The sequence below is a fragment of the Campylobacter jejuni genome (assembly GCF_049221745.1).
Classification (GTDB): Bacteria; Campylobacterota; Campylobacteria; order Campylobacterales; family Campylobacteraceae; genus Campylobacter_D; species Campylobacter_D jejuni_E.
Window position 1 is genome coordinate 315,695 of record NZ_JBMJAO010000001.1, and the last position, 19,333, is coordinate 335,027.

Genomic DNA, 19,333 nt, shown 5'->3' on the forward strand with positions numbered 1-19,333 from the left:
AATTTTGTTAAAATCCTAGCTTTAAAATTTTATATTTAGGATGAAATTTTGTCGGTAAAAAATATTAGAAATTTTTCTATTATAGCTCATATAGATCATGGAAAATCTACTCTTGCAGATAGGATTATTAGCGAGTGTGGTGCTATTAGCGATAGGCAAATGAGTTCACAAGTTATGGATACTATGGATATAGAAAAAGAGCGTGGTATCACCATAAAAGCACAATCAGTGCGTTTAAATTATAAATTTAATAATGAAAATTTTGTTTTAAATCTTATTGATACTCCTGGCCATGTGGATTTTTCTTATGAAGTGAGTCGTTCTTTGGCAAGTTGTGAAGGGGCTTTGCTTGTAGTAGATGCTTCTCAAGGTGTTGAAGCACAGACTATAGCTAATGTTTATATAGCGCTTGAAAATAATCTTGAAATCATTCCTGTAATTAATAAAATTGATTTACCTAATGCTGATGTTGAAAAAGTAAAACATGAAATCGAGCATATTATAGGTATAGATTGCAAAGATGCAATTTGCGTGAGCGCAAAAACAGGAGTGGGCATAAAAGAGCTTATAGAAACAATTATCACTAAAATCCCTGCACCAAAAACAGATGATGAAGCTCCTACTAAGGCTTTAATTTATGATTCTTGGTTTGATAATTATTTGGGTGCTTTGGCTTTAGTTAGGATTTATGAAGGAAGTATTGCTAAAAATGATGAAGTTTTAGTCATGAGTACAGATAAAAAACATATAGTTCAAGATCTTTTTTATCCTCATCCTTTAAGTCCAATTAAAACTCAATCTTTACAATCAGGTGAAGTAGGCGTGGTGGTTTTAGGGCTTAAAACCGTAGGTGATGTACAAGTAGGCGATACCATCACTTTGGTAAAAAATAAAGCCAAAGAAGCCATAGGCGGTTTTGAAAAGGCTAAAGCCTTTGTGTTTGCAGGACTTTATCCTATAGAAACGGATAAATTTGAAGATTTAAGAGATGCTTTGGATAAGTTAAAACTTAACGATAGTTCTATTACTTATGAACCTGAAACTTCTTTGGCTTTAGGCTTTGGCTTTAGGGTAGGGTTTTTAGGGCTTTTACACATGGAAGTTATCAAAGAAAGGCTTGAGAGAGAATTTAATCTTGATTTGATTGCTACAGCTCCAACTGTGACTTATGAAATTTATCAAACTGATGGAGAACTTGTTAAAATTCAAAATCCTAGCGAACTTCCTCCTGTTAATAAAATCGATCATATAAAAGAGCCTTATGTTAAAGCCACTATCATTACTCCAAGCGAATTTTTAGGGAATTTAATCACTCTTTTAAATCGCAAAAGAGGAGTACAGGTTAAAATGGACTATATCACACCTGAGCGTGTTTTGCTAGAATATGATGTACCTTTAAATGAGATTGTGATGGATTTTTATGATAAATTAAAGTCCTTAACAAAAGGTTATGCGAGTTTTGATTATGAACCTATAGAATTTAGAGTAGGGGATTTGGTAAAACTTGATATTAAGGTAGCGAGTGAGAATGTTGATGCTTTAAGCATTATTGTGCCTAATGAAAAAGCACAAAGTAAAGGAAGAGAACTTGTTAGTGCTATGAAAGAAATAGTTCCTAGACAGCTTTTTGAAGTAGCAATTCAAGCAAGTATAGGAAATAAAATCATCGCAAGAGAAACCGTTAAATCCATGGGTAAAAATGTGACAGCAAAATGTTATGGCGGGGATATTACTAGAAAAAGAAAGCTTTTAGAAAAGCAAAAAGAAGGTAAAAAAAGAATGAAAGCTATAGGTAAGGTAAATTTACCTCAAGAAGCTTTTTTAAGCGTATTGAAAATAGATTGATGCTTGGTTTTAAAATTTGGCTTGAAATTTGCTTGTATTTTTAATACAATTTTAAAATAATTTTCTAAGGAGAAAAAATGTTTAAAAAATTTTTGATTTTTATAGTGCCTATTTTATTTTTGAGTGCTTGTGCAACTAAACAAGATACTTTTGCTCAAGTTAATCAAATTTCTAAAAATTCTCAATGCAGTTCTTGTGAAAGCCCTGATGGTTTTGAAGCAAAGATTAAAGGGCTTTTATACATTAGCGATGTTGGAATTCAATGTTGCGCCAATAAACGCACTTTAGACACTGGTATTGCTTTAAAAAAGGTTTATTTGCATAGATTTTATGATTTAAAAGAAGGGCAAAAAGTTTTAAATGCTAAAGGGAAAAAGTTATTTGTTGATGTGAATTTTAATGTGGTATTTTATGCCTATTTAAAACAAGAACTTAAAGCTAGAGGAATAGTTGTGCTTGATAACAATGATCAAAATTCACCTTATATAAGTAAAATTGATTTAGAATTTATATCTTATGGAGCAACTCAAGATGCTATAGGATTACATTCAAAACTAGTAGGAGTTTTACAAGTTAGCGATATAAACAAAAATAAGAAATTTACAATCCGTACCAAGCAAGATGTACAAGGTTTTGATGATCTAAAAGAAACAACTTTTTATACTCATTTGTTAATAAAACAAATGGCAAATAAAGCAGCTAGTTTAATCTCTGAACTTTGAGGTGTATAAATTGCGGAGCTTTTGCTCTGCTCTGCTTTTGTGATTTATGTGAGCTAGAGCTTTCTGAATTTTTCTTAAATGTAAGAAAACTTGATAATAATTTCAAAGTCTATTCTTTTTATAAATATCATGAAATACAACACTTGCTTCACTCTAAACATTATTTTTATGGTTATTTCGTTTATAAAATGCTTGCTAAATTAAGTTTCGCAAAATTTAAAGATTTTTTTGATCCAAGAATGACAATTAATGTTATAGCTTTAGATGATCGAGTTGAAAATATGCTTTATTCGCATTCTGCTATTTTAGCTAGATATCTTAAAACAAAATTTGTAAAACCTGTTTTTAATGTTTTAAAAGCACAAAATCATATTAAATATTCTGGAAAAAGTTTAGAATTTCGTCAAAAACATAAAAGAAATTACAAACTCTTAAAAACCATTCACGAACCTGTAATTTTAGTAGATGATATAATAACGACTGGTTCTAGCCTTTTGGAAGCTAAAAAAGTTTTAGAAGAAAATAAAATTTCTGTACTTTTTGCTCTTGTTTTAGCTGATGCAAAAGTTTAATATGCTATAATCAAGACTTTGAACTAATAGAAGGATTTTTATGGAGAATATTTTTAGCAAAGATTCTGATATTGAACTTATAGATATAGAAAATTCTATAAAAAGTAGTTATTTAGACTATTCTATGAGTGTTATTATAGGTCGTGCTTTGCCTGACGCAAGAGATGGTTTAAAGCCTGTTCATAGAAGAATTTTATATGCTATGCAAAATGATGAGGCAAAAAGTAGAACAGATTTTGTCAAATCAGCCCGTATAGTAGGTGCTGTGATAGGTCGTTATCACCCACATGGAGATACAGCAGTTTATGATGCTTTGGTTAGAATGGCACAAGATTTTTCTATGAGATATCCAAGTATTACAGGGCAAGGTAACTTTGGATCTATAGATGGCGATAGCGCTGCTGCGATGCGTTATACTGAAGCAAAAATGAGTAAACTTTCTCATGAGCTTTTAAAAGATATAGATAAAGATACGGTTGATTTTGTTCCAAATTATGATGGTTCAGAAAGTGAACCTGATGTTTTACCTTCTAGGGTTCCAAATTTATTATTAAATGGTTCAAGCGGTATAGCTGTAGGTATGGCGACAAATATCCCACCTCATAGTTTAAATGAGCTGATAGATGGACTTTTATATTTGCTTGATAATAAAGATGCAAGCTTAGAAGAGATTATGCAGTTTATCAAAGGTCCAGATTTTCCAACAGGTGGAATAATTTATGGTAAAAAAGGTATTATAGAAGCTTATCGCACAGGGCGTGGTCGCGTGAAAGTGCGCGCTAAAACTCATATTGAAAAAAAGACAAATAAAGATGTTATTGTTATAGATGAGCTTCCTTATCAAACCAATAAAGCTAGGCTTATAGAGCAGATTGCAGAGCTTGTTAAAGAAAAGCAAATTGAAGGAATATCTGAAGTAAGAGATGAGAGTAATAAAGAAGGAATCCGTGTTGTTATAGAGCTTAAACGTGAGGCTATGAGTGAAATTGTTTTAAATAATCTATTTAAATCTACCACTATGGAAAGTACTTTTGGTGTGATTATGTTGGCAATTCACAATAAAGAACCTAAAATTTTCTCTTTGTTAGAACTTTTAAATCTTTTTTTAACCCATAGAAAAACAGTTATTATTAGAAGAACGATTTTTGAACTTCAAAAGGCAAGAGCAAGAGCTCATATTTTAGAAGGTCTTAAAATTGCACTTGATAACATAGATGAAGTGATTGCTTTAATTAAAAATAGTTCTGATAATAATACCGCAAGAGATTCTTTAGTAGCTAAATTTGGTCTTAGTGAGCTTCAAGCCAATGCTATTTTAGATATGAAACTTGGTCGTTTAACAGGACTTGAAAGAGAAAAAATCGAAAATGAACTTGCAGAATTAATGAAAGAAATTGCAAGACTTGAAGAAATTTTAAAAAGTGAAACTTTGCTTGAAAATTTAATTCGCGATGAATTAAAAGAAATTAGAAGTAAATTTGATGTGCCACGTATTACTCAAATTGAAGATGATTATGATGATATTGATATTGAAGATTTGATTCCTAATGAAAATATGGTTGTAACTATTACGCATCGTGGTTATATTAAGCGTGTACCTAGTAAACAATATGAAAAGCAAAAACGAGGCGGAAAAGGAAAATTAGCCGTTACGACTTATGATGATGATTTTATAGAAAGTTTCTTTACGGCAAATACACATGACACGCTTATGTTTGTAACAGATCGTGGACAGCTTTATTGGCTTAAAGTTTATAAAATTCCTGAAGGCTCAAGAACGGCTAAAGGAAAAGCAGTGGTAAATCTTATCAATTTACAAGCTGAAGAAAAAATCATGGCTATTATTCCAACTACGGATTTTGATGAGAGCAAATCCTTATGTTTCTTTACTAAAAATGGTATAATAAAACGTACAAATTTAAGTGAATATCAAAATATTAGAAGTGTAGGAGTTAGAGCGATCAACTTAGATGAAAATGATGAATTGGTAACTGCTATTATTGTTCAAAGAGATGAAGATGAAATTTTTGACAGTAGTGGTGAAGAAAAATTAGAAAATCAAGAAATTGAAAATTTAGATGATGAAAATCTTGAAAATGAAGAAAGTGTAAGCACACAAGGTAAAATGCTCTTTGCAGTAACCAAAAAAGGTATGTGTATCAAATTTCCGCTTGCTAAAGTGCGTGAAATCGGTCGTGTAAGTCGTGGAGTGACGGCTATTAAGTTTAAAGAGAAAAATGACGAATTAGTAGGTGCAGTTGTTATAGAAAATGATGATCAAGAAATTTTAAGCATAAGTGCAAAAGGTATAGGAAAGCGTACCAATGCTGGAGAATATAGATTGCAAAGTAGAGGTGGTAAGGGTGTAATTTGTATGAAACTTACAGAAAAAACCAAAGATCTTATTAGCGTAGTTATAGTAGATGAAACTATGGATTTGATGGCTCTTACAAGTTCAGGCAAGATGATACGTGTTGATATGCAAAGCATTAGAAAAGCAGGGCGCAATACGAGTGGTGTCATTGTAGTTAATGTGGAAAATGACGAGGTGGTTAGCATCGCTAAGTGTCCTAAAGAGGAAAATGACGAGGATGAGTTAAGCGATGAAAACTTTGGTTTAGATTTGTAATAAGTTTAAAGTTGGAACGCTTATTGCTTTTTATTTTACTAATTACAATATTTTGAAGGTGTAAAAATGAAAAAAATTTATTTTATGCTAGTAATAGCAGGATTTTTTGCTGGTTGTGTACCAAGTGCAAACAGTGCAACCAAAAATTCAAGTGCAAATAGTACTCCTCCATCTCAAGATGTTATCGTGCAAAAAGTCGATAAAGATGATGTGCGTGATATTATCAGAGAAGAGAAAATGTTAGCTCCAGATGCTAGCGAAACGGAACTCAGTTTTACAGCAGTTGGCGAAGGGATTGCTCCAATGAATACAGTTTCTACTGCTCAAGCTCTAGCTTTAGCAAAAAGAGCAGCGATTACAGATGCTTACAGACAACTTGCAAGTAAGCTTTATGGTGTGAAAGTGAATGGTAAGGATACTGTAAAAGATGCAATGCTTAGAAGTTCAACTATTACTGCGCAAGTAAATGGTTTGATTAAGAATGCAAGTATCATTGATGAGAATTTTAATCAAGGGCTTTATAGAGTAAACTTAGAACTTAAAATCGATGCAGACAAGTGGAAAGAATTGTTTGCTTATTAATCTTTCTTAGCTTTAAGCTTTTTGCCCAAGATGAATTCATTTTTTGGGCAGAGCTTTCTAGTAAAAATTTTATTCTCTTTCATCAAAATCAAAATTTATCCTTAGCAATGACGCAAAGCGAAAATACTGAAGAACAATGGGTATGTGAAATTTCTTATAGCGATCAAGATTTAAAAGTTTTACCTCGGACTTCTTTAGGGTTGATTGATGATAATATGCCAAAAACAACTAAATTTAATTTTTTAAATTCTCATAAAGATGAGCTAAGCGATTGCTTTATAGGAGCTAGAATCAGTGTTAAGGATATTGTAAATACTGACCTTTTACATGCCCAAAGTGAAACTTATGTCAAAATTTTACCCTTGCGTTTTACCGTGGAATTTGGCGAACAAAATGCGATAATTTATTATCTTAAAAAAAAGTAAATTCAAAATTAAGCGCAAATTGGATACTATAGCAGAAATTTTTTAAAAGGCTTAGGATGAATTTAGTCATAGTAGAAGATGATATTAATATGCGCAAATCCTTAGAAATTGCATTAGCAGAGTATGAAGAATTTAATATTAAATCTTATAAATCTGCCACTGAAGCTTTAAAAAAAATAGATGAGAATACAGATTTGATTATTACAGATATTAATATGCCAGGAATTGATGGCATAGAATTTGTTAAAGCCTGTGAAAATAAATATGATTTTATTATTATGACAGGAAATGCTACACTAAATCGTGCTATAGAAGCGGTTCGTTTGGGAGTAAAAGATTTCCTAACCAAGCCTTTTGATGTTGATACTTTAGTCGAGGCTATTAAGCGTGCTAAAATCATAAGAGAAAAAACAGCCGATAAAAAAAGCAAAAAAAATGAAAAAAAGGAAGAAAATAAAGATTTTTTTTCAACTTCTCCTAATTTAGAAAAAACATTAAATTTAAGTCAAAAAGCGGCTAAAACTGATGCCTCTGTAATGTTTTTTGGAGAGAGTGGAGTAGGAAAAGAGGTATTTTCTCGTTATATTCACACTCATTCTAAACGCTCTAATAAGCCTTTTGTTGCTATTAATATGGCAGCCATTCCTGCAAATTTGATTGAAAGTGAGCTTTTTGGTTTTGAAAAAGGTGCTTTTACTGATGCTAATGCAACTAAAATAGGGCTTTTTGAAATGGCCAATGAGGGCACTTTGTTTTTAGATGAAATTGGCGAAATGCCTTATGAAATTCAAGCTAAACTTTTAAGAGCTTTGCAAGAAAAAGAAATTACGCGACTTGGAAGTACAAAAAGTATCAAAATAGATGTAAGAATTATTAGTGCAACTAATGCAAATTTAGATGAAAAAATAAAAAATGGCGAATTTCGTTCAGATTTATATTATCGTTTAAACACTGTTCCTATTAATATTCCGCCTTTAAGAGAGCGTAAAGAAGAAATTTTAGGTATAGCTCAAAAGGTTTTAGAAGATACTTGTAAAGAATATGATTTTAAGGAAAAACAGCTCAGCCAAGAAGCTAAAAATGCTTTACTTGAATATGATTTTCCTGGTAATATTAGAGAATTAATATCCGTCGTGCAAAGAGCTTGTATTTTAAGTGAAAATGATGAAATTTCAAGCGAAGATTTGTTCTTAGAAGCTAGAAGTATAAAAAAAGATGTAAAGAATTTAGAAAAGGAATTGATTTGTGAAGTTCTTTTAAGTGTAGATTATGACAAGGAACAAGCTTCTCAAATTTTAGGTATGGATATAAAAATTTTGAATGAAAAAATTAAAAAATATCAAATAAAGGATAGGTAATGTCAAAAAAACAAAAAATAGCCATTGTGGGTGCTACTGGTGCGGTTGGAGAAGAGCTTTTAAATGTTTTAGATGAATTTAATTTTCCAGTAGAAAGTATTTTACCTTTAGCAAGTGCAAAAAGTGTAGGTAGTGAAGTAGAATTTAAAGGTAAAGCTTATAAAGTCAAAGAACTTACTGAAAATGTATTTAAAGAAAATCCTATTGATATTGCTTTTTTTAGCGCAGGTGGAAGTGTGAGTGAAAAATATACTAAATTTGCAGTAGAATCTGGTGCTGTTGTTATTGATAATACAAGTCATTTTAGAATGGAAAAAGATGTTCCTTTGGTGGTTCCTGAATGCAATCCTGAGGATATTAAAGATTGGAAAAAAACAGGAATTATTGCAAATCCTAATTGTTCTACCATACAAATGGTGCAAGTTTTAAAACCTTTAAATGATGTATTTAGTTTAAAACGTGTTGATGTAAGTACCTATCAGGCTGCAAGTGGAGCAGGAAAAGAAGGAATGCAAGAATTGGTTGAAGCCATGCAAAGTTTTTTTGCTTTTAAACTTGATGAGTTTAAATCTCAAACTTTTCCTTATACTTTGGCACTTAATCTTATTCCACAAATTGATGTTTTTATGGATAATGATTACACTAAAGAAGAACTTAAAATGGTTAATGAAACTCAAAAAATTTTACATAAAAATTTAGAAGTTTCAGCAACTTGTGTAAGAGTGCCTGTTTTAAGAAGTCATAGCGAAGCCATTACTATGCATTTTGAAAAAGAAATAGATGTAAAAAAAGCTAAAGAAATTTTAGAAAAAGCACCAAGCGTTGTTGTCATAGATGATCCTAAAAATAAAAAATACCCTATGCCTTTAATGACTAGTGATACTAATGAAACTTATGTAGGAAGAATTCGTGCTGATGTATATGATAAAAAAATACTTCATCTTTGGTGTGTAGCAGATCAAATTCGCGTAGGTGCCGCAACAAATGCTGTGCGTATTGCGCAAAAATGGTTAGAATTAAAAAATAAATAAGGAAAAAAATGTTAGAGAAAATATTTGAATCTTTGCTTGTTAGAAGTCGTATTGTTACAATTTTACCCGTAATTTTTGGTTTAATTGGAGCTTTTGTATTGTTTTTTATTGCAAGTTATGATGTTTTAAAGGTTATATTTTATACTTATAATTATTTTTTTGATGCAGGTTCTAATGTGGATTTGCATGAGGATGTGGTGGCTTTAATTATAGGAGCTGTTGATCTTTATCTTATGGCTTTAGTTTTGTTTATTTTTTCTTTTGGAGTCTATGAACTTTTCATTAGTGAAATAGAAGAATTTAAACAAACAAAACAAAGCAAGGTTTTAGAGGTGCATAGCTTAGATCAATTAAAAGACAAGCTTGCAAAAGTTATCATTATGGTCTTAGTGGTAAATTTCTTCCAAAGGGTTTTGCAAATGAAATTTGCTACTCCTGTGGATATGGCTTTTCTTGCTGGATCGATTTTAGCTCTTTGTGTAGGACTTTATTTTTTGCATAAAGGTGGTCATTAACAAGGATTATCTTTTTTTGATATAATCGTTTTTTGTGTTTAAAGAATAAAAATGAAAAAAATATTTTTAATTGGTATAATTTTAAATCATTTTGTTTTTGCAGCTTCGTTAGATGAAGTCTTTAAAGATATAGAAGTTTCGGGGACTGTTCGTTATCGCTATGATATTAAAAAAGAAAAAAAATACAACAAAAAAACACATAAATATCAAAATAAAATACAAACGGAAATTACAATAAAATAAGGAAAATCATGATTGTACGCTGGTTGTTTATTAGTTCAATATTTGTTGTTGCGCTTTTTGGTATTAACTTGAAATCATTTTTTACTTATACCTTTGATGCGAATAAACAATATGATATGGAAAAAGCGAAGGCTTTGTATTTTCAAAATAAATGCAATACTTGTCATGGAGATAATGCTGAAAAGAGTGTTATAGGATCTAGAATTTTAAAAGATATGTCTCCTGAGGATATTAAAGGAGCTTTGATAGGTTATACTCTTGATAGTAGCAGTTCTACAACAGCTTCTCAAATGGCTTTTTATGCTAGAAATTTAAGCCATGAGGATATAGATAATATTATTGCTTATATTAAAGGTGGAAATTTTGCGCTTGATTTGCAAGTAAAAGACCTTCTTGAAGAAGAACCTGCGCAAAAAACAAAACATAATATATTTTTAAAATAAAATGTAAAAACTATAATTAAAAGGAATACTATGAAAAAACTAACTTTAACTTTAAGTGTTTTAACTATGGTAAATTGCTTATATGCTAAGGATATTAATATAGGAGTAGTTTTACCTTTAACTGGAACTGTGGCAGCTTATGGGCAAGATGTTTTTAACGGAATTGAACTGGCTAATAAGCTACAGCCAAAACTTTCAAATGGAGATATTATTAAACTTATCACAATAGATACAAAAGGAGATAAGCTTGAAACTTCAAACGGAGTTAATCGTTTAATAGCAACAGATAAAGTCCTTGGGATTATTGGTGAAGCTACAACTCCAAATACTATTCAAGCTATTTCTATAGCAGAAGAGAAAAAAATTCCTCTAATAGCTCCGGTGGCATCTGGAGATAAATTACTAGATAAAAAGAAATATGCAAGTAGAGTTTGTTTTAAAGATAGTTTTCAAGGAGATAAATTTGCTACTTATGTATCTAAGGATTTAGGACTTAAAAATGCTGTTATCATCATAGATCAAAGCAATGTTTATTCTTTAGGTTTGGCAAGAGCCTTTGAAAATTCTTTTAAGAATAATGGTGGAAAGATTATAAAAAAACTTGTTATTAATTCAGGAGATAAAGATTTTAGAGCTGTGGTTTCTCAACTTAAGAGTTTAAATCCTGATTTTGTTTATATGCCTATTTATCATCCTGAAGCTGCGTTAATTGCGAGACAAGCAAGACAAATTGGTTTTGATAAACTTTTAGCAGCAGGAGATGGTGTTAATAATCAAACTTTTATAGATCTTGGCGGAAGTGCTGTCAATGGAGTAATTTTCACTGATAGTTTTGATTATAACAATCCATCTACACAATTAGGAAGAGATTTTGTTGCGGCTTATGAGAAAGTTAAAGGAACAAAAGAACTTCCAGCGTTTTCGGCTATGGGTGCTGATGCGTATTTTGTAATGTTAAATGCTATGAATGCTTGTGTTGATAATCTTAGCAGTGAATGTATTAATAACAAAATTCATCAAACTAAAGATTTTCAAGCTGTTGGTGGTGTGATTAGCATAGATGAAAGCGGTAATGCCATTCGTTCTGTTGTGATTAAAGAAATTCAAAATCAAAAACAAAATTATAAAACAATTATAAATCCATAATTACTAAAATAAAGGTAGAGAATGAAAAAAAGTTTAATTTTAGCAAGTATTCTAAGTTTAAGTTTAAGTGCTTCAGAAGTCAAAATAGGAGTTGTTTTACCGCTTAGCGGAGCTACTGCAGCATATGGACAAAGTGCACTAGAAGGGATTAAACTTGCAAATTCAATGCAATCAACTTTAAGTAATGGAGATAAGGTTTCTCTTGCTATTATTGATACTAAGGGTGATAAATTAGAATCTTCAAGTGGAGCAAATCGTTTAGTTTCTCAAGATAAAGTTATAGGCCTTATAGGAGAAATGGTTACTGCTAATACATTGCAAGTTATGCGCGTAGCAGAAGATAATAAAATTCCATTGATTGCTCCTGCTGCAACTGGTGATAGATTACTTGATAAAAAAATGTATTCTTCTCGAGTATGTTTTATGGATAGTTTTCAAGGTTCATCTTTAGCAAAATATGTTTTTTCAAAACTTAATTATAAAAGTGCTGTTATTGTCGTAGATCAAAGCACTGACTATTCCTTAGGTTTAGCAAAAGCTTTTGAAAAACAGTATAAGTCTAATGGTGGCCAAATTCTTAGAATTTTTAGAGTTAATTCAGGCGATAAAGATTTTAGAGCTATTGTAGCTCAAGTTAAAAGTTTAAATCCAGAGTTTATTTTTTTACCGCTTTATTATGGCGAAGCTTCTTTATTTGCAAGACAATCAAAACTCGCAGGTTTAAATATTCCTATGGGTTCTGCAGATGGAGTTGCCGATCAAACTTTTATTAGTTTGGCTGGAGATGCAAGTGAGGATTATATTTTCACAGATAGTTTTGATGCTAATAATCCAACTACAAAATTAAGCAAAGAATTTATCAGCGTTTATGAAAAAGCTAAAGGAACAAAAGAAGTTCCAAATTTTTCAGCTATGGGTGCTGATGCGTATTTTGTAATGCTAAATGCTATGAATGCTTGTGTTGATAATCTTACTAGTAAGTGTGTCAATGAAAAAATTCACCAAACTAAAAATTATCAAGGTGTTTCTGGTGTTATCAGCATTGATCAAATGGGAAATGCAACCCGTTCTGTAGTGGTTAAAGAAATTAAAAATCAAAAGCAAAATTATAAAGATATTATCAATCCTTAAAGGAAAAATAGAAAGATTATGGATTCTACTTTATTTTTACAACAACTTGTTAATGGACTTAGTTTGGGCAGTATGTATGCCCTTATTGCTGTTGGCTATACTATGGTTTATGGTGTGTTAAGACTTATTAATTTTGCTCACGGCGATATTATGATGGTTGGTGCTTATGCAGCTCTTTTTTGCATGACTAATCTGAATGTTCCTTTTCTAGGAGCTTTGTCTTTAGCAATGATTTTTGCTGCCTGTGTTGGAATAGCTACAGATAAAATCGCCTATAAACCTTTAAGACAGGCTCCTAGAATTTCATTGTTAATTACAGCAATTGGTATTAGCTTTTTCTTGCAAAATCTTTTTAATATGCTTTTTACTTCAACACCTAGAACTTTTACACCGCCAAGTTATTTTGAGGAAAGTGTTAATTTTGGTGGAGTGATAACAACCTATGGTTCTTTAATGGTTCCTGCTCTTACATTTGTTATTTTAATAGCAGTGTTATGGATTTTGTATAAAAGCAAATATGGCATAGCTATTCGTGCTTTGGCATTTGATATACAAACAGTAAATTTAATGGGTATAGATGCAAATCGTATTATTGCTATAGTTTTTGCTCTAGGCTCAGCTTTGGCAGCAGTTGGGGGTATTTTTTGGGCTGCAAATTATTACTCTGTTGAACCTACTATGGGAACTTTAATAGGTTTAAAAGCTTTTGCTGCTGCAGTTTTAGGAGGTATAGGTTCTGTAGTAGGTGCAGTTTTGGGTGGGCTTATTATAGGATTTACTGAAGTTGTTGTTGTGGCTTTTTTCCCAGATTTATCAGGCTTTAAAGATGCATTTGCTTTTATTTTTTTGGTGTTTATATTGTTATTTAGGCCTACGGGAATTTTAGGTATAAATTTTGAAAAGAGTAGGTTTTGATGATGGTTAAAATTAAGGTTTCACATTTAATCTTTTTAATTGCTTCAATTATTTTTATTTTTATTTCTCCTTATATTTTTGGGGACTATGGATTAAACATTGTTAATCAAATTGCTATTTTTATTATTTTGGCTGTGAGTTACAACCTTATTAATGGTGTAACTGGACAATTTTCACTAGAACCCAATGGATTTGTTGCAATTGGAGCTTATGCGGCTGCTTTAGTTCTTTTAAGTGCTGATGCAAAAAATGAACAGTTTTTTTTAGATGGTCCTAGTTCTTTTATTTTAGCCATCCATTCAAATTCTTTTATTCTAGCTTTAATTGTAGCTGGAATTTGTTCATCTTTGCTTGCCCTGATTTTAGCTTTTGCTGTATTTCGCGTGAGAGGAGATTATTTAGCTATTGTAACTTTAGGCTTTGGGATAATTATTAAAATAGCTGCTATTAATTTTCCTTCTATTACTAATGGATCAAGAGGACTGGTAGATATTCCACAATTTTCCACGATCTATTGGACAGGTGGTATTGCTATTGTAGCAGTTATTTTAATTTTAAATATAGTTTATTCTAAATATGGCCGTGCAATGAAAGCTATAAGAGATGATGAAGATGCTGCAAGCGCTATGGGAATAAATACTTTTTGGATAAAAACTTTAGCTTTTAGCACTTCAGCATTTTTAGAAGGTGTAGGTGGCGGACTTTTAGCTTGTCTGTTAACTACCGTATCTCCAACTCAATTTGATTTTTTACTTACTTTTCAGCTTTTGATTATTATTGTTTTGGGTGGACTTGGTTCTACTACAGGTGCTATTATAGGCGCGATATTGGTTATTGGTGGAAGCGAGTGGCTTAGATTTTTAGATGAGTTAAATATAAAAATAGATTCTTTAAATCTTGACATCCAATCAACACCAGGGCTTAGAATGGTTGTTTTTTCTATTGTTCTGATTTTAGTAATGCTTTTTGCAAGAAAAGGTATAATGGGTTATTACGAGTTGAGTGATGTGATTAGAGGGATTAAAAAGCGTTTTAAAAGGAGTGAAAAATGATTTTGGAATTAAAACAAATTTCAAAAAGTTTTGGTAGTGTTAAGGCTATTAATGAAACTTCTTTTAAAATCAATGAGGGTGAAATTTTTGCTTTAATTGGACCTAATGGAGCTGGTAAAACAACTCTTTTTAATATTATAACAGGTAACTATAAACCTAGTTCAGGTTCGGTTGAATTTCTAGGAGAAAGGATTGATCACTTAAAACCTCATAAAATTGTGCATTTAGGAATAGCTAGAACATTTCAAAATATTAGACTTTTTTCAAGCATGAATGTGCTTGAAAATGTTCTTATTGGTTTTAATAAACAAATGAAATATAATATTTTTGAAGCCTTTTTGCATTTAGGGCGTTTTGGAAAAATAGAACAAGTATTTAAAGAGAAAGCTTATGCAATATTAGAAGAACTTGGTATTGCAGAATTTGCTCATGAAAAGGCTACTAGCTTGAGTTATGGACAACAAAGAAAAGTTGAGATTGCAAGAGCAATGGCTACTCAGCCAAGATTATTATTGCTTGATGAGCCAGCCGCTGGGATGAATAACTCTGAGAGCGATGAACTTGCTGAGCTCATTTTTAAATTACGAAAAAATTATAAAATTAGTGTTTTGCTTATAGAGCATGATATGAAATTTGTAAATAAATTGTGTGATCGCGTATTGGTGCTTGATTATGGAAAAACAATTTTTGAAGGTAAGCTTTGCGATGCTGTAAATCATAAAGAAGTAATTGCTGCGTATTTAGGGGATTTTGATGCTAATAGTTAAAGATTTACATGTTTATTATGGATTAATTGAAGCTGTTAAAGGAATTGATTTTAAAGTGGAAACAGGTCATATTGTTTCTCTTATAGGTTCAAATGGAGCAGGTAAAACTTCAACTTTAAATGCGCTTTTAAACTCAGTTAAAAGAACTGGTGAGGTTAATTTCTTAGGTTATGATACTAAAAGGCATTTAACTCATACTTTAGTTCAAAAAGGCATAGCTTTAGTTCCTGAAGGAAGGCGTGTTTTTATTAATTTAAGCGTAGAGGAAAATTTAAAAATAGGCGCTTTTAATAATGCTGAAAATTATGAGCATTTAAGAGAGCAAATGTATAAACTTTTTCCAAGACTTGCAAGTAAAAAGCATGCTTTAGCTGGAACATTGAGTGGAGGGGAAGCACAAATGCTTGCGATTTCAAGGGCTTTAATGAGTGAACCAAAACTTTTGATGTTGGATGAGCCTTCTTTGGGACTTGCTCCAAAGATTGTGGGTGAAGTTTTTGATATTATTGTGCGTTTAAAAGAAGAGGGTATAACTATTCTTTTGGTAGAGCAAAATGCTTATTCTGCATTAAAAATAAGTGATTATGCTTATGTTTTGGAAAATGGTCGCATTGTAATGGAAAACGAGGCTAAAAATTTAATAGGTGATGATGAGATTAGAAAGAAATATTTAGGGCTTTAAAATTTTAAAGGAAAAAGAATGAAAAATATAATAAAAAGCATAGGGGATTTAAGAGTTTCGGTTGTATTGTTTTTGCTTTTTGCGCTTTTTTGTGCTTTGGCAACTTTTATTGAAAGTGCCTATGGAACTCCTACGGCTTGGGCAATGGTTTATGATACTTTTTGGTTTGAATATATACAACTTTTGCTTGGTATTAATTTACTATGCGGGATGTTTCGTTATAAAATGTTTGGACTTAAAAAATTACCTTTAATGATTTTTCATATTTCTTTTTTATTTATTTTAGTGGGTTCTGCAATGACAAGATATGCTGGGTTTGAAGGTATTTTGGCTATTAGAGAGCATACTCAAAATTCACTTATAGAAAGTTCTAAGACTTCTTTGCGTATTTCTGCTATAAAAGATGGAGAACGCTATAGCGCGGTTAATGATCGTTATATAGGAAATTTGCCTTTTGCTAATTCTTTTAAACTAAAACTTAATTTAGGTGATGATCAAGCTGTATTAAAATATAAAGATTTAATCTTAAATGCTCGTTATACTTATAAAGAAAATAATAATTCTGGTCCTTTATTGGTTTTGATGCTTTCTCAAAAAGGATCTCAAGGTGTTGATGTTAAATTTGAAAAAGGTGAAGTTAAGAATATAGAAGGGGTTAACTTTGCTTTTATGAATGATAATGTTAAAGCACCTTTTGTAAAAATTGATGAAAATTTAACTTTAAGTTCAAGTGAAAACTTACATTTTCTAAGTATGCTAGATGGACAAAATTTAGAGCTTAAAATTGGAGAAAAGGCAAATGCTAAGGAAAGAAGGCTTTATGAAATTAATGATATTAGTTTTGTAGTTAAAGCTGCTTCTTTGCACGTGCAAGAAGCTTTAGAAGGTTCCAATAGACCTCAAGATGAAAGTTTTTGGTTATGGTTTAAATCTGCTTGGTTAGAAGTGGGTAGAACTATGTTGATTTCTACTTTTGGTGAGCCTCAAAATTGGAAAAATTCTTTATTATTGCATTTTAAAGATTTTGCTTTAAGCAATGAGAATAAAAACTTAGAATTAACTGGCTCCAATGCTTTAAAATTAGAATTAAGCTATAAAAATGAAAGTAAAGAATTTTATATTTTTGAATATAATAAACCTATTATGATAGAACTTGCAGGTCAAAAATTCTTTATTTCTTGGGCGCTTTCTTATGAACAATTGCCTTTTGATATTTATTTAAGAGATTTTATATTAGATCGTTATCCAGGTTCTATGTCTCCAGCTTCTTATGCAAGTGAAATTACCGTAAAAAATAATAATGAAAATTTTGATTATAGAATTTTTATGAATAATGTTTTAGATTATGATGGCTATAGATTTTATCAAAGTTCTTATGATCAAGATGAAAAAGGGACTGTTTTATCTGTAAATAAAGATCCAGGCAAAATACCAACTTATATAGGTTATTTTTTGCTTTGTCTTGGAATGTTTTTGAATTTTTTAAATCCACATTCTAGATTTAGAACTTTGGCAAGATTGATTAATAAAGACACTTTAAAACATACAAGTGTGATTATTTTTATTTTATTGCTATCTTTTAGTTCTGAAAAGACTTTTGCTCAAGATTTAAATTCGACCTTGCCTGTGGTAAATACTAATCATGCTAAAGCTCTTGCTACTTTAATAGTTCAAAAATCAGCAGATGGAAGAATGGTGCCTTTTGATACGCTATCAAGAGAAATTTTAGAAAAAATTCATCAAAGTGATAGCTATAAGGGTCAAAATTCTAATGCTGTTATGCTTTCCATGCTCGTTGATGTAGATAAATGGCAAAAGGAGTCTTTTATTTTAATGCCACAAAATCAAGCAGTTCGTGATGCCATTGCAAATATTTTAGAAATTCCTAGTGCTAAATATATTTCTTATAAAGATTTTTTTGATGAGAATAACCGCTATAAACTTCAAAAATATGTTGAAAATGCAAATCGTAAAAACCCAAATGCAAGAGGAGTTTTTGACAAAGAGATTATAAAACTAGATGAAAGAGCCAATGTTGTAAATTTAGTTTTTAGTGGTGAATTATTTAAATTTATTCCTGTTCAAAATAATCCAAATAATGTTTGGCTTGCACCTTTTTCTGCTGTAACTACTCTTAAGGGAGATGAAGGGCATATTGTTTTGGCTTTAATACAGAATTATTTTAGTGCCGTGGAAAATGCTTTTAAAGATGGTAATTGGACTAGAGCTGATGAAGGCTTGAAATTTATCAAAGAATATCAAGAAAAAATAGGATATAAAGTTATGCCTAGTAAAACCAAGATTGAAATGGAAATTTTTTCCAATAAGGCTGAAATTTTCGTTAAACTTGCTCCTATATATTTGATTGCAGGTTTTTTACTTTTGATTCTTGTTTTTTCTAAAATGATTGTGCCGAATTTAAAAATTTCTTTTATATTTAAAGCAATATATGTTTTAAATATTTTAGCTTTTGTAGTTCATACAATAGGTCTTGGACTTCGTGCTTATTTATCAGGTCATGCTCCATGGAGTAATGGCTATGAAAGTATGGTATATATAGCTTGGGCATTGTCTTTGTCGGGTATATTTTTCTCTAGAAAAAGTCCTATAGCCTTGTCATTGACTTCTATTTTATCCGGTGTTGTATTAATGGTTGCACATTTAAGCGAAATGAATCCGCAAATTACAAATCTTGTTCCTGTGCTTAATTCTTATTGGCTTAGTATTCATGTATCTGTTATTACTGCTAGTTATGGATTTTTAGGACTTTGCACCTTGCTTGGTATCTTTACATTGTTCTTAATGTGTTTTCTTAAGAAAGATGGAAAATATAATCTTAATATTTTGAGAAATATTACAGAGGCTACAAGAATTAATGAAATGGCAATGATTTTTGGACTTTGTTTACTTACTGTAGGAAATTTTTTAGGTGCAATTTGGGCAAATGAAAGTTGGGGAAGGTATTGGAGTTGGGATTCTAAGGAAACTTGGGCTTTGGTTAGTATTTTGGTTTATGCGGCAATTTTGCATCTTAGAATGATTCCAAAATATTGTAATCAATTTGTGTTTGCTTTATGGAGTATGTTTGCTTATTGGGTTATTATTATGACTTATTTTGGAGTAAATTACTTTTTAACAGGACTTCATTCTTACGCCGCAGGCGAAGCGGCTCAAATTCCTAATTATGTTTATTGGGGATTTGCGTTGATGGTAGTTTTAGCTCTTTTTGCAAGAAGGAAGCGAAATTTTGTGGGCAAACTTTAAATGGGCCATAT

At 31.0% G+C, this 19,333-nt stretch carries 18 protein-coding genes; all 18 read left to right on the forward strand.

Annotated features, from left to right (window positions below; genetic code table 11):
• Positions 1 to 48 precede the first annotated feature (48 nt).
• The 18 genes from lepA (at position 49) to ccsA (ending at position 19,322) form a co-directional block, all read left to right on the forward strand.
• On the forward strand, positions 49 to 1,845 hold the full coding sequence (gene lepA / locus ACOTU8_RS01595; protein ID WP_422341498.1) for a translation elongation factor 4: 1,797 nt from the start codon (positions 49 to 51) through the stop codon (positions 1,843 to 1,845).
• A gap of 77 nt (positions 1,846 to 1,922) precedes the next feature.
• Positions 1,923 to 2,567 (forward strand): outer membrane lipoprotein MapA, encoded by a 645-nt coding sequence (gene mapA, locus ACOTU8_RS01600; RefSeq protein ID WP_422341499.1) that lies wholly within the window; start codon positions 1,923 to 1,925, stop codon positions 2,565 to 2,567.
• A complete protein-coding gene (locus ACOTU8_RS01605) occupies positions 2,564 to 3,139 on the forward strand; it encodes a ComF family protein (RefSeq protein ID WP_422341500.1) in 576 nt (191 codons plus the stop codon). Before mapA ends, ACOTU8_RS01605 begins: the two co-directional genes overlap by 4 nt.
• 40 nt (positions 3,140 to 3,179) lie before the next feature.
• The gene (gene gyrA, locus ACOTU8_RS01610) at positions 3,180 to 5,768 is read left to right on the forward strand and encodes a DNA topoisomerase (ATP-hydrolyzing) subunit A (protein WP_422341501.1); all 2,589 of its coding nucleotides are present in this window, start codon (positions 3,180 to 3,182) and stop codon (positions 5,766 to 5,768) included.
• 66 nt (positions 5,769 to 5,834) lie between these two features.
• Positions 5,835 to 6,350 carry a flagellar assembly lipoprotein FlgP gene (gene flgP / locus ACOTU8_RS01615; RefSeq protein WP_422341502.1) on the forward strand — a complete coding sequence of 172 codons (516 nt, stop codon included), beginning with the start codon at positions 5,835 to 5,837 and terminating at the stop codon, positions 6,348 to 6,350.
• Positions 6,326 to 6,775 (forward strand): flagellar assembly protein FlgQ, encoded by a 450-nt coding sequence (flgQ, locus tag ACOTU8_RS01620; RefSeq protein ID WP_422341503.1) that lies wholly within the window; start codon positions 6,326 to 6,328, stop codon positions 6,773 to 6,775. Before flgP ends, flgQ begins: the two co-directional genes overlap by 25 nt.
• A gap of 56 nt (positions 6,776 to 6,831) precedes the next feature.
• Positions 6,832 to 8,133, forward strand: coding sequence for a sigma-54-dependent transcriptional regulator (gene flgR / locus ACOTU8_RS01625; protein WP_422341504.1), 1,302 nt, complete (start codon positions 6,832 to 6,834; stop codon positions 8,131 to 8,133).
• Positions 8,133 to 9,164, forward strand: a complete 1,032-nt coding sequence (gene asd / locus ACOTU8_RS01630; RefSeq protein WP_422341505.1) for an aspartate-semialdehyde dehydrogenase — start codon at positions 8,133 to 8,135, stop codon at positions 9,162 to 9,164. The genes flgR and asd overlap by 1 nt, the downstream gene beginning before the upstream one ends.
• Before the next feature lie 8 nt (positions 9,165 to 9,172).
• A complete protein-coding gene (locus ACOTU8_RS01635) occupies positions 9,173 to 9,679 on the forward strand; it encodes a YqhA family protein (RefSeq protein ID WP_002852919.1) in 507 nt (168 codons plus the stop codon).
• 51 nt (positions 9,680 to 9,730) lie between these two features.
• Entirely contained in the window at positions 9,731 to 9,922 is a 192-nt protein-coding gene (locus ACOTU8_RS01640) for a mini-MOMP protein (protein WP_422341506.1), read from the forward strand.
• Between the two features lie 8 nt (positions 9,923 to 9,930).
• Positions 9,931 to 10,365, forward strand: a complete 435-nt coding sequence (locus ACOTU8_RS01645; protein WP_002936574.1) for a c-type cytochrome — start codon at positions 9,931 to 9,933, stop codon at positions 10,363 to 10,365.
• A gap of 30 nt (positions 10,366 to 10,395) precedes the next feature.
• Complete coding sequence (livJ, locus tag ACOTU8_RS01650) at positions 10,396 to 11,511, forward strand: ABC transporter substrate-binding protein (RefSeq protein WP_422341507.1); 1,116 nt, start codon at positions 10,396 to 10,398, stop codon at positions 11,509 to 11,511.
• Positions 11,512 to 11,532: 21 nt separating this feature from the next.
• Positions 11,533 to 12,642: an ABC transporter substrate-binding protein gene (gene livK, locus ACOTU8_RS01655; RefSeq protein ID WP_422341508.1), complete on the forward strand. Its 1,110-nt coding sequence runs from the start codon at positions 11,533 to 11,535 to the stop codon at positions 12,640 to 12,642.
• 18 nt (positions 12,643 to 12,660) lie between these two features.
• Positions 12,661 to 13,557 (forward strand): branched-chain amino acid ABC transporter permease, encoded by an 897-nt coding sequence (livH, locus tag ACOTU8_RS01660; RefSeq protein WP_422341509.1) that lies wholly within the window; start codon positions 12,661 to 12,663, stop codon positions 13,555 to 13,557.
• Complete coding sequence (gene livM / locus ACOTU8_RS01665) at positions 13,557 to 14,609, forward strand: branched-chain amino acid ABC transporter permease (protein WP_422341510.1); 1,053 nt, start codon at positions 13,557 to 13,559, stop codon at positions 14,607 to 14,609. The genes livH and livM overlap by 1 nt, the downstream gene beginning before the upstream one ends.
• Entirely contained in the window at positions 14,606 to 15,376 is a 771-nt protein-coding gene (gene livG / locus ACOTU8_RS01670) for an ABC transporter ATP-binding protein (RefSeq protein ID WP_422341511.1), read from the forward strand. Before livM ends, livG begins: the two co-directional genes overlap by 4 nt.
• Positions 15,363 to 16,058, forward strand: coding sequence for an ABC transporter ATP-binding protein (gene livF / locus ACOTU8_RS01675; protein WP_002852965.1), 696 nt, complete (start codon positions 15,363 to 15,365; stop codon positions 16,056 to 16,058). Before livG ends, livF begins: the two co-directional genes overlap by 14 nt.
• Before the next feature lie 18 nt (positions 16,059 to 16,076).
• Positions 16,077 to 19,322 (forward strand): cytochrome c biogenesis protein CcsA, encoded by a 3,246-nt coding sequence (gene ccsA / locus ACOTU8_RS01680; RefSeq protein WP_422341512.1) that lies wholly within the window; start codon positions 16,077 to 16,079, stop codon positions 19,320 to 19,322.
• The last annotated feature ends 11 nt before the right edge of the window (positions 19,323 to 19,333 follow it).

Excerpts from the sequence above, each read along its gene's own strand:
- mapA (WP_422341499.1), top strand. The coding sequence starts at position 1,923 with ATGTTTAAAAAATTTTTGATTTTTATAGTGCCTATTTTATTTTTGAGT.
- gyrA (WP_422341501.1), top strand. The coding sequence starts at position 3,180 with ATGGAGAATATTTTTAGCAAAGATTCTGATATTGAACTTATAGATATA.
- flgP (WP_422341502.1), top strand. The coding sequence starts at position 5,835 with ATGAAAAAAATTTATTTTATGCTAGTAATAGCAGGATTTTTTGCTGGT.
- flgR (WP_422341504.1), top strand. The coding sequence starts at position 6,832 with ATGAATTTAGTCATAGTAGAAGATGATATTAATATGCGCAAATCCTTA.
- asd (WP_422341505.1), top strand. The coding sequence starts at position 8,133 with ATGTCAAAAAAACAAAAAATAGCCATTGTGGGTGCTACTGGTGCGGTT.
- ACOTU8_RS01635 (WP_002852919.1), top strand. The coding sequence starts at position 9,173 with ATGTTAGAGAAAATATTTGAATCTTTGCTTGTTAGAAGTCGTATTGTT.
- ACOTU8_RS01640 (WP_422341506.1), top strand. The coding sequence starts at position 9,731 with ATGAAAAAAATATTTTTAATTGGTATAATTTTAAATCATTTTGTTTTT.
- ACOTU8_RS01645 (WP_002936574.1), top strand. The coding sequence starts at position 9,931 with ATGATTGTACGCTGGTTGTTTATTAGTTCAATATTTGTTGTTGCGCTT.
- livJ (WP_422341507.1), top strand. The coding sequence starts at position 10,396 with ATGAAAAAACTAACTTTAACTTTAAGTGTTTTAACTATGGTAAATTGC.
- livK (WP_422341508.1), top strand. The coding sequence starts at position 11,533 with ATGAAAAAAAGTTTAATTTTAGCAAGTATTCTAAGTTTAAGTTTAAGT.
- livH (WP_422341509.1), top strand. The coding sequence starts at position 12,661 with ATGGATTCTACTTTATTTTTACAACAACTTGTTAATGGACTTAGTTTG.
- livM (WP_422341510.1), top strand. The coding sequence starts at position 13,557 with ATGATGGTTAAAATTAAGGTTTCACATTTAATCTTTTTAATTGCTTCA.
- livG (WP_422341511.1), top strand. The coding sequence starts at position 14,606 with ATGATTTTGGAATTAAAACAAATTTCAAAAAGTTTTGGTAGTGTTAAG.
- livF (WP_002852965.1), top strand. The coding sequence starts at position 15,363 with ATGCTAATAGTTAAAGATTTACATGTTTATTATGGATTAATTGAAGCT.
- ccsA (WP_422341512.1), top strand. The coding sequence starts at position 16,077 with ATGAAAAATATAATAAAAAGCATAGGGGATTTAAGAGTTTCGGTTGTA.